13 protein-coding genes are annotated in these 12,095 nt (G+C 64.8%); 10 read left to right on the top strand and 3 right to left on the bottom strand.

Translation table 11 applies throughout. The annotated features are described in order from the left end of the window. Nucleotides 1-20 precede the first annotated feature (20 nt). The 10 genes from SIN08_RS15235 to SIN08_RS15190 all read left to right on the top strand — a co-directional run bounded on the left by SIN08_RS15235 (nt 21) and on the right by SIN08_RS15190 (nt 9,436). Entirely contained in the window at nt 21-800 is a 780-nt protein-coding gene (locus tag SIN08_RS15235) for a biotin/lipoate--protein ligase family protein (RefSeq protein WP_322452455.1), read from the top strand. Next, nucleotides 791-1,336 carry a DUF6505 family protein gene (locus SIN08_RS15230; protein WP_322452454.1) on the top strand — a complete coding sequence of 182 codons (546 nt, stop codon included), beginning with the start codon at nt 791-793 and terminating at the stop codon, nt 1,334-1,336. The genes SIN08_RS15235 and SIN08_RS15230 overlap by 10 nt, the downstream gene beginning before the upstream one ends. Continuing rightward, the gene (locus tag SIN08_RS15225; protein WP_322452453.1) at nt 1,333-2,346 is read left to right on the top strand and encodes a DUF6352 family protein; all 1,014 of its coding nucleotides are present in this window, start codon (nt 1,333-1,335) and stop codon (nt 2,344-2,346) included. The genes SIN08_RS15230 and SIN08_RS15225 overlap by 4 nt, the downstream gene beginning before the upstream one ends. Nucleotides 2,347-2,355: 9 nt before the next feature. Further along, a complete protein-coding gene (locus tag SIN08_RS15220; RefSeq protein ID WP_322452452.1) occupies nt 2,356-2,847 on the top strand; it encodes a DUF3305 domain-containing protein in 492 nt (163 codons plus the stop codon). Further along, nucleotides 2,844-3,533: a DUF3306 domain-containing protein gene (locus SIN08_RS15215; RefSeq protein WP_322452451.1), complete on the top strand. Its 690-nt coding sequence runs from the start codon at nt 2,844-2,846 to the stop codon at nt 3,531-3,533. Before SIN08_RS15220 ends, SIN08_RS15215 begins: the two co-directional genes overlap by 4 nt. A 242-nt stretch (nt 3,534-3,775) precedes the next feature. Beyond that, nucleotides 3,776-4,570 (top strand): molecular chaperone TorD family protein, encoded by a 795-nt coding sequence (locus SIN08_RS15210; protein ID WP_322452450.1) that lies wholly within the window; start codon nt 3,776-3,778, stop codon nt 4,568-4,570. A gap of 53 nt (nt 4,571-4,623) precedes the next feature. Beyond that, complete coding sequence (locus SIN08_RS15205; protein WP_322452449.1) at nt 4,624-4,842, top strand: formate dehydrogenase; 219 nt, start codon at nt 4,624-4,626, stop codon at nt 4,840-4,842. 7 nt (nt 4,843-4,849) lie between these two features. Then, nucleotides 4,850-7,762, top strand: a complete 2,913-nt coding sequence (locus tag SIN08_RS15200) for a formate dehydrogenase subunit alpha (protein ID WP_322452448.1) — start codon at nt 4,850-4,852, stop codon at nt 7,760-7,762. Between the two features lie 13 nt (nt 7,763-7,775). Further along, nucleotides 7,776-8,372: a formate dehydrogenase FDH3 subunit beta gene (gene fdh3B / locus SIN08_RS15195; protein WP_322452447.1), complete on the top strand. Its 597-nt coding sequence runs from the start codon at nt 7,776-7,778 to the stop codon at nt 8,370-8,372. A gap of 41 nt (nt 8,373-8,413) precedes the next feature. Then, nucleotides 8,414-9,436, top strand: a complete 1,023-nt coding sequence (locus SIN08_RS15190) for a formate dehydrogenase subunit gamma (protein ID WP_322452446.1) — start codon at nt 8,414-8,416, stop codon at nt 9,434-9,436. Nucleotides 9,437-9,551: 115 nt separating this feature from the next. Here the strand turns inward: SIN08_RS15190 and cml are convergent, their stop codons facing one another. The 3 genes from cml to SIN08_RS15175 all read right to left on the bottom strand — a co-directional run bounded on the left by cml (nt 9,552) and on the right by SIN08_RS15175 (nt 12,091). After that, on the bottom strand, nt 9,552-10,760 hold the full coding sequence (gene cml / locus SIN08_RS15185) for a CmlA/FloR family chloramphenicol efflux MFS transporter (RefSeq protein WP_322452445.1): 1,209 nt from the start codon (nt 10,758-10,760) through the stop codon (nt 9,552-9,554). A gap of 361 nt (nt 10,761-11,121) precedes the next feature. Next, nucleotides 11,122-11,337 carry a hypothetical protein gene (locus SIN08_RS15180; protein ID WP_322452444.1) on the bottom strand — a complete coding sequence of 72 codons (216 nt, stop codon included), beginning with the start codon at nt 11,335-11,337 and terminating at the stop codon, nt 11,122-11,124. 55 nt (nt 11,338-11,392) lie between these two features. After that, nucleotides 11,393-12,091: a hypothetical protein gene (locus SIN08_RS15175; RefSeq protein WP_322452443.1), complete on the bottom strand. Its 699-nt coding sequence runs from the start codon at nt 12,089-12,091 to the stop codon at nt 11,393-11,395. Between the last annotated feature and the right edge of the window lie 4 nt (nt 12,092-12,095).

Below are 12,095 nucleotides of genomic sequence, written 5' to 3'. Positions count from 1 at the left end.
CTTTAGAAGTATTATAATGATTGGCCGCACTCATCAACACACGGCTCGAAATGCCCTTGCGCCCATCCGTCACCGACCGGGCCATCGATCTGCCCCCGCCCTACAACCTCGTCCCGCTGCGTGAGGCCGGTGACGCCTTCGCGCATGCCTGCGCCATCGCCGGCAACCAGGGCGCCGGCACGCTCGTGTGGGTACGCCGCTACGACCTGGCCGAGTTCGCCGTCGTCCTCGAGCCCGAGGAGCCACTCGCGGAAGCGCGCCGCGCCCTCTATACCGGCGCAAATGCGCTCGCCGATGCGCTCGCCGTCCACGCTCCGCCGGAAAAGCCGATCACCTTCGACTGGCCGGACGCGATCCGCATCGACGGCGTGCTCGTCGGAGGATGCCGGCTCGGCTGGCCCGAGGGGGTGCGCGAGAACGAAGTCCCGCCCTGGCTCATCTTTTCCGGCATGGTCCGCACCGTGGCGCTGCGCGCCGCCGAGCCCGGTGCCCGTCCGCACAACGGAGCGCTGGAGGAAGTGGGCTTCGAGATGCTCGATGCGGGCGAGATCGTCGCGAGCTTCGCCCGGCACCTCATGCACGGCTTCCACGAATGGAGCGAGGCTGGGTTCACACCGGTCGCCAAGGGCTGGCTCGACCGCCTGCCCCGGAAGGAGAACCAACGCGTCCGGCTGGCCGACAATGGAGACCTCCTGCTCTTCCGGGCGGCCGACCTGCAGCCCGCCGAACGGAGGAACCTGAGAGGCGCACTTGCCAGGCCTTCCTGGCTCGATCCGGCTACGGGGGCACCATGGCTGTAAAATTGCCTCGGACGATCCGGCTCGATCCGTCGGACACCTTTGTCTACAATCGCGCGGCTGAGCCGGGGGAATGGGCGGTGACCGGCACTTTCCTGTTCTTCGGCGTCGATACGGGCGGCCTTGCCGGCAAGGAGCGCCAAGCCTTCCGCGCCGGTTTCCTCGGCATCGACAGCTTCGGCTGGTCCACCCTCGCCGTCGTGACGGAAGCGAGCGCCGAGGAGCGCGCGGAGGCCGTCGAGCGGCTGTCGGAGCAGCTCGTCACCCACTGCGGCGCGCCCGACATGGACCGCGCACGCGCGGCAGCCGAGGAGGAAATCGACTTCGCCCAGTCGCTCTGCGATCACCCGCCGAACACGCTCCTCGGGATTCAGCGGACGAGCGAGGGTGACGGTATACGGGAGAAATTCCGCACCCTGCACCGGAACGCCAGCCGGCTCGAGCCCATCAATGCCTTCCGCATCATAGAGGTCGAAGAGGAGGAGGAGGTGCAACTCGACGATATCGATCTCCACGCCATGGCAAGGGAGCGAAAATGAAGGATTTCTGGGTGGCATCCGGACATCACCTCCTCGACCGGGACGAGGCGGGGCGGCTGCTCGTCACCGATGCGTTTCTGAAGGCCTATCTCGCGCGGCCGGAGCTGCTGCCGCCCGAAAATGCCTGCGAGGCGGAGCTGCGGCTGCATCACGAGCTCTTGATGCACCATCCACGCCGGCCGGTGACCGGTGACGAGATCGCCGCGATGGAGGACGCGGACGCGCGCGAGAACTGGACGTTCATGATCGCCTTCCGCGACCTCCTGCTTTCCGCACCCAGCCTTGAAGCGGCCTACCTGAAGCTGGTGCGCGGCTCGGCAGAAAATACCCCGCCGCTCTTCATGAACCAGCTCGCCCAGGTGGTGCTGCGCAATGCGCTCGACGGCGAGCAGGACCCTTATGTCCTGCGCGCCGCGGAACTGTTCTTCCGTCCCCAGCGCGTGACGTTCCATGAGGGAACGGTGCTCCTTGCCGACGCCGAAGCGGTCGAACTGCACGAGCAGAATCGCCACGCCTCGCCACTCCTCAACATGCTTGGCGGTCCTGCCGTCACCGAGCTCGACATCCTGGATGAGGCGAACGCTGCGGGTTACTTTGCTCGGAGCGACGCCTTCGACATGGTGCTCAATCTCGGCGGCGACGGTCTGGCGCGCCGTGGTCTCGCGACCGCGATGGCCGCCTGGATACGTCATCTCCTCGCGGTCGAGGTGGAGATCGAGCCGGTCGACCGGATCGAGGACGAGAGCTGGACCTGGTTCGTCGGTCTCGATGCCGAGGCCACCCGGATCGGCAACACGCTCTGGAACGGGCACGAGCTCGAATCCGAGGCGGCGGAGCGCGTCATCGCACTGTTCCGGCTCGCCTTCTCCGACACGCGCGAAGTGATCCCCGAGGTTGGAACGCGCCCCGTCTGGCTGATCCTGGCGATGATGCCGGACCGGACGATCCGCATGAAGCCGCAGAATCTGATCGCCGGATTGCCCTACCGGGTTGCCGCACCGGCGAGTTGAGGAACCACGATGATAACAGAGGTGACGGAAGTCGGGGTGATCGTCGAGCGGCGGGTCCTGAAGAACCCGTGGGCCGATCATGCCTGGGTGCCTGTCGCGGTGCTGGCCGGCGCGCCGGCCGCCGCGCCCTGGACAGTGCTCAGCGAAACTCCCGAGGCGACGCGCTATTTCGCCGGCGCCTTCCAGCTTCAACTATTCGCGTCCGAGACCGGAATGTATCGTGACAATCTGCATTCGAGGCAGCCGAGTCTCTGGATCTCGCTCCGCCCTTCCCGCACGCCGCCCGGCGTCGCGCTTCACCTCGTCACCGCCGACCCGTCCGAAGCCGAAGCGCGGACGGAGCCCGGCACCGATATCATCGAGGCCGTCCCGATGCCGCCCGAGATCGAAAAGCGGCTGGCCGCCTTCGTCGCGGCGCATCACGTCGAGCGCCCCTTCGTCAAGCGCAAGCGCGACCGGCCCGATATCGAGGCCATGGCAAAAAAGGTCCCAGGCAAATGACCAGCCGCGACGACAATCCCCTCGCCCGCTGGTCGCGCCGAAAGCAAGCGGCGCGGAAGGCAGAGGCTCCCGCCCGGGATGAGGCAAGGGACGCGGTCCCGGAGGAAGAAGAAGAGCGGGTCGAAACCCAGCTCCCCGCAACGGAGCCCGATGCCGCCGAGCCTCCGGAGCCCCTTCCCCGTCTCGAAGACCTTACACCGGAGAGCGATCTTACAGCCTTCCTGCGCAAAGGAGTGCCGGCGGCGCTGAGGAACACGGCGCTGAGAAAAATGTGGTCGCTCGATCCGGTGATCCGCAACTATGTCGGTCCCGCCGAATATGCCTGGGATTTCAACAAGCCAGGCTCTATGCCGGGCTTCGGCCCTCTGGAGGCGGGCAAGTCGGTGGCCAATTTCCTGTCGAAAGTGGGCGGCTCCGACCCGAAAGGTGGGGCGGACGAGCCGGAAGAGCCGCCGAAACAGGAAGCACTTGCCCCCTCGGATCCGGAGACGGCCACCTCGCCGGACGAGGCGGCGGAGGCCTCCGCTCCGGCCGAACCGGCCAAGCCTGCAGAACGGCCGGAAACGCTGCAATCCAAACTTTCGCAAAAAGAAGTAGCGGAGGCGTCCCCCTCCGAAGACCCGGCACCTGCAGGAACACATGAAGCATCGGCGCGCCCGCGCCATGGCGGCGCCTTGCCGCGATAAGCAAGTCCATCAGCAAGAATATAATTTGACTATTAAAGTCAACTTTATGCTTTTTCTGCACATTGCATCGAGGCATCGTCGCCGACTGCATATTTTTGCCGGAAAAATAGCCGCCATCTCTGCAGAAAACTTTATGTTCTGCTTGCATCGCTCTCATTTGAGCCTTGCAATCACATCGATGTGGGTTTTTACTACCGGTTGGACGGCGACTCCATAGCGGTGCGCGCCGTCAAGGTCGTGGCATGGACATGGTCTCAGGTCTGGAGGAAGCGATCAGGAAGGCGGGTGGCGTCGGCGCATTTGCGCAAGCGCTCGGATTGACCCCGTCTTCTGTGTCGGCCTGGCAAACGATCCCCGCCGAGCATGTGCTCGAAGTCGAGGCTGTGACCGGTGTCGCGCGGACAATCCTGCGTCCCGACCTTTACCCCGAACCGGCCGGAAGCGGCGCGAATGTCGACGAAGTCGATATGGCGCGCGCCCAGGAATACGCCCTGCTTGGCTCCCTTCTGCTGCGCGCCCCGAATGCGGACACCCTCGCCCGGCTGTCGATGCTCCAGGGCACGGACACGCCGTTCGGCGCGGCGCATATCGCGCTTGGGCAGGCGGCGAACGCTGCCTCTCCCGAAGCGCTCAGACGCGAATATTTCGACCTCTTCGAGGGGGTCGGACGCGGCGAGCTGCTGCCCTATGCGTCGTATTACCTGACAGGGTTCCTGAACGAGCGCCCGCTTGCCCGCTTGCGCGAGGATCTCAAGCGTCTCGGCCTGGAGCGCGCCGAGGGCCATTGCGACCCGGAAGACCATCTCGGCACCCTGTGCGAGATCATGAGCGGCCTGGCCGGCGGACGCTTCGAGGCGTCCACCGACGAGGAGCGCGACTTCTTCGAGCGCCACATAGCGCGATGGGCAGGACACTTCTTCGCCGATCTCGAAAAGGCGAACGCAGCGCGGTTCTACCGGGCCGTCGGCACGGTGGGACGACTGTTCATAGACATAGAAGCCGAGGGCTTCGCCATGGAGACGCGCCGCAGCGCGTAACGATCAACAGGAAGACGGGCGTCGAGCCGGACGACCGCATGGGAGGAAGTAGGATGCACGACAAGCAACGGACGGCGATCAACCGCCGCAATTTCCTTCGTGCCTTCAGCGGCGCATCCACCATCGCCGTCGCCACGGCCGCCGCAACGTTCACCGCGAGCGAAGCACAGGCCTACGATCCCGGCGAGGAGGAGACGGGCCCCCGCTATCAGGAAACCGATCACGTCAAAGCCTTCTACCGCGTGAACGGCTACGAGACGCTGGACAAGTGAGGCTGCCATGCTGACGAAGCGGAAGAACGGCCAGGCTGGCCAAACGAAACTGCAATCCCTACTGGGCGCGGGCGGCGCGGCCCCCATCGACCGGCGGACCTTCCTGCGGCGCTCCGGACTCACCGTCGGCGGATTGGCCGCAATCGGCTCATTCCAACTCGGCTCCGTCCGGAAGGCGGAGGCGATCAGCCCGCCGCAGCCCGGCGTGCCCATCGAGCTCAAGAAGAGCATCTGCACCCATTGCGCGGTCGGTTGCACTGTGACCGCGGAAGTCCAGAACGGTGTGTGGACCGGTCAGGAACCCTCCTGGGACAGCCCGATCAACCGCGGCTCCCACTGCGCCAAGGGCGCAGCCGTGCGCGAACTCGTACACAGCGACCGCAAGCTCAAGTACCCGCTCAAGCTCGTCGACGGTCAGTGGACCCGGGTGTCCTGGGACGAGGCGATCGGCGAAATCGGCGACAAGATGATGGAGATCCGCGAGGCTTCGGGCCCGGATTCCGTCTACTGGATGGGCTCGGCCAAGTTTTCCAACGAAGGCACGTACCTCTTCCGCAAGCTCGCCGCCTTGTGGGGAACCAACAACCAGGATCACCAGGCGCGCATCTGCCATTCGACGACCGTCTCCGGCGTGGCCAACACCTGGGGCTACGGCGCGATGACGAACTCCTTCAACGATATCCGCAACTCCAAGACGCTCATCATCATGGGCGGCAATCCGGCGGAGGCGCATCCCATCTCCCTGCAGCACCTCCTGGAGGGCAAGGAGCTCAACCACGCCAATTTCATCGTCATCGATCCGCGCTTCACCCGCACTGCCGCGCACGCGACCGAATATGTGCGCCTCAGATCCGGCACCGACATCGCGGTGCTGTGGGGCATGCTCTGGCACATCTTCGAGAATGGCTGGGAGGACAAGGAGTTCATCGCCCAGCGCGTCTACGGCATGGACGAGATCCGCAAGGAGGTGGCGAAGTATCCGCCCGACGAGGTCGAGCGCATCTCCGGCGTGCCCGGCGAGCAGTTGAAGCGCGTCGCCGAATTGTTCGCCACGCAGAAGCCGGCCACGCTGATCTGGTGCATGGGCCAGACGCAGCACACGGTCGGTACCGCCAATGTGCGCGCAAGCTGCATCCTGTGTCTTGCCACCGGCAATGTCGGCAAGCCCGGCACCGGCGCCAATATCTTCCGCGGCCACGACAACGTGCAGGGCGCCACCGATATCGGGCTCGATGTGGTCACCCTGCCCTTCTATTACGGCCTCACGGAAGGCGCCTGGAATCATTGGTCGCGGGTCTGGGAGATCGATTACGAGGACCTTCTGTCACGGTTCGCCTCCAAGGAGATCATGGAGACGCCCGGCATCCCGCTGACGCGATGGTTCGATGCGACATTGCTGCCGAAGGACGAGGTCCAGCAGGGCGACAATCTGCGGGCCATGTTCGTGCAGGGTCACGCGAGCAACAGCATCACGCGTATCCCCGAATCCGTGAAGGGGCTGGCGAAGCTCGACCTCCTGGTCGTCGCCGATCCGCATCCGACCACTTGGGCTTCGCTCGCCGTCCAGGCGGGACGCACGGAGAACACCTACCTCCTGCCGGTGTGCACGCAGTTCGAGACCTCGGGCTCGCGCGTCGCCTCCAACCGCTCGATCCAATGGGGCGAGCAGATCGTTGCGCCCTCCTTCGAGCAGAAGGACGACTACCAGGTAATCTATCGCCTGGCAGAAAAGCTCGGGCTTTCCGAGCCGATGTTCAAGAACATCGCCGTCGAGGGCGACCGTCCGGTACCCGAGGACGTGCTGCGCGAGATGAACCGCGGCGGCTGGTCGACCGGCTATTGCGGTCAGTCGCCCGAGCGCCTCAAGGCGCATATGAGGAACCAGCACAAATTCGATCTGGTCACGCTGCGCGCGCCGAAGGACGACCCCGAAGTCGGCGGCGACTATTACGGCCTGCCGTGGCCATGCTGGGGTACGCCGGAACTGCGCCACCCGGGCACCCCGAACCTCTACAATCCGGATCTACACGTCATGGATGGCGGCAGCCCCTTCCGGGCGCGCTTCGGCGTGGAACGGGAAGGCGAAACCCTTCTTGCGGAAGGGTCCTACACGAAAGGCTCCGAGCTCACCGACGGCTATCCCGAATTCACCATGGCCGTGCTGAAGAAGCTCGGCTGGGACGCCGACCTCACGCCTGAGGAACTCAGCGTCATCGAGGGCATCGGCAGCGACATCGACGCGGTCTCCTGGTCGACCGACCTTTCGGGCGGCATCCAGCGCGTCGTGCTCAGCCATGGCTGCCATCCTTATGGCAACGGCAAGGCGCGCGCGTTGGCGTGGAACCTGCCAGATCCCGTTCCCGTCCACCGCGAGCCGATCTATACGCCCCGGGTCGACCTGGTCGAGAAATATCCGACCCTTCCCGATGCCATGCAGTTCCGTGTGCCCAACATCGGTCACACGGTGCAGCAGGCGGCCATCGAAAAGGGCATCGCCAGGGATTTCCCGCTCATTCTCACCTCGGGCCGGCTGGTCGAATACGAAGGTGGCGGCGAGGAAACACGGTCGAACAGGTGGCTGGCCGAGTTGCAGCAGGAGATGTTCCTGGAGATCAACCCGGCGGATGCCGCCGAGCGCGGCATCTCCGACGGCAGTTGGGTGTGGGTGACCGGCGCCGAGAACAATTCACGGGCGCGGGTGAAGGCGCTGGTGACGGAGCGTGTCGGCCAGGGGGTGGCGTTCATGCCGTTCCACTTCGGCGGCTGGCTCGGGGGCGAGGACCTGCGGGCCAACTATCCCGAGGGCACCGATCCCTATGTGCTCGGCGAAAGCGCCAACACCATCACCACCTACGGATACGATCCCGTGACGAACATGCAGGAGCCGAAGGTCACGCTTTGCCAGGTCCAGGCGGCGTGAGTGGGAGGAAAAAATGGCCCGAATGAAATTCCTTTGTGACGCCGACCGCTGCATCGAATGCAACGCCTGCGTCACCGCCTGCAAGAACGAGCACGACGTGCCGTGGGGCATCAACCGCCGCCGCGTCGTCACCATCAACGACGGCAAGCCGGGCGAGCGTTCGGTCTCGATGGCCTGCATGCACTGCACCGACGCGCCCTGCGCGGCGGTGTGCCCGGTCGACTGTTTCTACACGACGGCCGACGCGGTGGTGCTGCACTCCAAGGATCTGTGCATCGGGTGCGGCTACTGCTTCTACGCCTGCCCGTTCGGCGCGCCGCAATATCCGCGCACCGGCAATTTCGGCTCGCGCGGCAAGATGGACAAGTGCACATTCTGCGCCGGTGGCCCGGAAGCCGATTCCACCGAGGTCGAGTACGCCAAATACGGCGCCAATCGGCTGGCCGAGGGCAAGCTGCCGCTTTGCGCCGAAATGTGCTCCACCAAGTCGCTTCTTGCCGGCGACGGCGAGATCATTGCGGCGATCTACAAGGAGCGGGTCACGCAGCGCGGCTACGGCTCGGGCGCATGGGGCTGGCAGACGGCCTACCAGGAAACGATCACGGTCTGACGAAAGACCGACCCCGCAGAGACCCAAGGGAGGGTGGAGAAATGCAGGTCTTGAAGCGTTTTGGGCCGATCGGACCGGCTCTCGCCGCGATCGTTCTGGCTTTCGGTCTGCTCGTCGCTCCGGCAGCAGCCCAGGAGGGCCCGTCCGGGAGTAATCCCACCGCCCAGTCGGTGAACGAGCAGCAACTCCTCCAGGAACTGAACAAGATCCAGGGCCGCGTGTCCATACCGGACGCCAACGCCGCGACGCTGGAACAGCCTCAGGGGCGGGGCTTCCGTGATTATCACGAAGGCGCCCTGCCCTGGATCGGCGGCATCGCCGTGCTCGGGATGCTCCTCCTGCTCGCGCTGTTCTATTTTGTCAGAGGCCGCATTCGCTTGCGGTCTCCGGAAGCGGGCGTCAAGATCCTGCGCTTCAACGCCCTAGAACGCCTGACCCACTGGATCACCGCGACCGCCTTCATCATCCTCGCCATCACCGGCTTGAACTTCATCTTCGGCAAGCGCCTGCTGATGCCACTGATCGGACCCGACGCCTTCTCCGCGTGGTCCCAGTGGTCGAAATATGCCCACGACTTCTTCTCCTGGGCGTTCATGCTCGGCATTCTCGTCATGGCGGTCCTGTGGGTCTGGGACAATCTTCCCGACCGCTACGATGCCCATTGGCTCAAGGTCGGCGGCGGCATGTTCGACAAGACCAACCGGACGCACCCGCCGGCTACCCGGTTCAACGCGGGCCAGAAGCTCATTTTCTGGTCGGTGATCATCGGCGGCATCGCCCTTTCCGTTTCGGGGATATTCATGTTGTTCCCGTTCTCCTACGCCGATGTGAACGGGATGCAGCTGGCACAGACGATCCACGCCACGGTCGGGGTGCTGATGGTGGCCGTCATCATCGCCCACATCTATATCGGTACCCTCGGCATGGAAGGCGCCTACGAGGCGATGGGCTCCGGCACCGTCGACCTCAACTGGGCCAAGGAGCACCACAGCGTCTGGGTGGAGAAACAGGGCGCCAGGACCGAGCCGTCTCAGCCGTCCGCGCCGCCGACACCGGCCGAATAGCAACTCTCCCGGGCGAGCTCTTTCCGCGAGCCATCGCACGCAGTCCGCACGGGACGGTTACATCAAGCCACTGTCGATGCAGATGAGCGGCCCGCCGGTGCGGGCCGCTCATGCATTACGCGGTTTGCAGACGCATACTGCGCATGCGAAGCCACAATAGCGCCGCGAGCGTGACCGCCGCCATGCCGGCGGAATAGGCGATCAGGGGCCAGGCGGTGTCGCCATTCAGCGCAATCACGAAGAAGGTGCCGACAGTACCGACAATGATGCTCTGGACGCAGAAATGCAGGGCGACCGCGGTCCCGGCAATATCCCCGAACTCCTGCAGAGCGCCGTTGGCCGTGACGGAGACCGTGAACACGATTCCCACCGCCATCAGCCACATGGGCAGGATGAAAGACCAGAACGACGGCGGCAACAAGAGCTGGCCGAGCAGCAGCGCACAAGCGCCCAGGATCAGGAGCGTCATGCCGCGGGCAGCGCTTCCGGCAAGGCCCCACTGCTCCACAAAGAGCTTTGCGAAACGTGTCGTCGCGATCATGACGAAAGCGACGGTCGCGAAGGCCAGGCTGAAGCCGAGTTCGGAGAATCCGGCGCCTTCGATCAGGACACGCGGTGCCGTCGAGAAGAAGACGAAGAACGTGCCCATGGCCGTGCCGAAGCCCAATGTATAGGTCCAGAAAGCGAGGCTCTTCAGCACCGGGCCGAACGATGCCCCGCCCGGTGTTTCCTTGACCGGCCGCGTTTCATGCCATGCCGGCAACGCACAGACGAGCATCACCACGGCAGGAACGCCCAGGGCGATGAAGATGAAGCGCCACCCGAGCGAACCGGCAATAAGCGCGCCCGCAATCGGACCGAGCGCCGGCACGAAGGCCAGCATCGCGTTCATGAGGCTGTAGACGACGGCGCTCTGCGGCCTTTGCGCATAGACATCGCGTATGGTCGCAAACAGCGCGACCAGCGTTGCCGATGCCCCAATCGCCTGGACCAGCCGCAGCGCCACGAACAGATATGCCGAGGTGGTCGTCGCCAGCGCAAAGGACGCCGCTGCGAAAAACACCGCGCCACCGATCAGGATCGGGCGACGACCAACCCTGTCGGAGAGCGGGCCGAAGACGATCTGCCCGACGCCGAGCATGATCATGTAGAGGGTGAGGGTCAATTGGACCACCGCCGACGTGGTCCCGAGGATTCCCGACATCGCGGGGACAATCGGCAGGTATATGTCCATGCCGAGTGAAGCGAGAATGTTGAAGGGAGCCAGCAGCAGCAAGGCCGCCGGCAGGCTGTAGGTCCACAGCCGCGGATTCTGAGTAGGCATGACGAAGCGTCCGCTCGAATGAGTGGTATTCGGCGGCGGTCTGCGCTGTCATGTTTGAGACTGGAGCCGAGCAGACTGCCGCAACAACGAAGCAAGCGTTGTTGCGGCCTATCGGTCTGACTGCTTCGGTTCCATGGGTTCGAGCCTGCGTGAATGTGATCGGAATGTCATGGCCGTCCTTTACCAAGCACGCCCTCTAACGGCAACCGCCGACGCAACCTTGGCCGTTAGGCAGGCACCACTGAATTCCGGCTAAGGACCTGGCATAAGTGTTCACCAACCAGCACTGCACACAATCGGATCGCAACCTTGCAGCCGTTGCGCACCTTGCTGTGGTCCTCCGCCGAAATCGACGGTTCTATCAGGAAGACGGCTCCTCCGGCTCCGCCGAGGCGACGACGCCAGGCTCGGACTCTCCCGTCCAGGCGCTGCCCACGAGGTTATGGCCGGGGTCTCCCACACGCGTGCTAGGCGTGCTGTAGGCCTCCCATGACGGCGTCTGTTCCGAAGTCATGAAATAGCCGGCGCCGATCGCGATTGCGATGGCGACGACAATTCCCGTCAATATCATACCCATCCGGCTTCTCCCTTTTTCTCTTCCTCGAAGCGCCCCGCCCGGGCCGGACAGCCGCTCACTGCTGCGGCTGCGTTTGCTGCGACGGAGATTCCGCCTCGTTCGCCTGCGTTTGATATTGCAGATCAAGCGCCGTCAGCGCGAGCAATGGCGCCGGCATGGGAGCGCCGGCAAGCCTGAGCTTCCTGGCCGCATCCCGGCACGCCTCAATGTCGTTGGCTTCGGCAAGTTGCTCGGCCGTGTCGAGATTCAGCGGCATGTTCTCCCCCGCTTCAACGGCCTCGGTGGGCACCGGTGCGCTCAGGCTGGAGGTCTGGGGCGCATTTTCCGCATCGCCTTCCGCCGAGTCCTCGCTACTGGGTTCAGGCGCCTCATGGGCCGGGCCGCTTTGCCCGGTAGCCTCCTGCGCTGAACCGCCCTCGGAGGCAGGTTCCGGCGGCACGGCCTCGCCCGAGGCCGGCGAAGAATCCTCGCCCGTTCCAGCAGACTCATCCGTTGCGGCCGCAGCGGAGGAGGAGCCAGCCGGGGCGTCGGGCTCCGGTTGGTTCTCCTGCACAAAGGCGAGGAGCTCCCGGCAGAGATTGGCAGGTTGCCCGGCCTCGGCCTGTTGCGAAGCCGCCGGATCGGCCGGTGTCGTGGTCTCCGGCGTCGCGGACGCGGGAGCCTCTTCCTCCGGGGTGGCCGGTTCCGGCGCGGCATCTGTCTGTGCGAGCGCAGTCGACGCTGCCAGGGCGAAGATTCCCGTGAGAACAATCATTCTC

The organism is Chelativorans sp. M5D2P16 (assembly GCF_034427935.1).
GTDB lineage: Bacteria > Pseudomonadota > Alphaproteobacteria > Rhizobiales > Rhizobiaceae > Chelativorans.
Note: the sequence above shows the minus strand (reverse complement) of the source record. Positions and strands in the feature narration are given on the sequence as shown.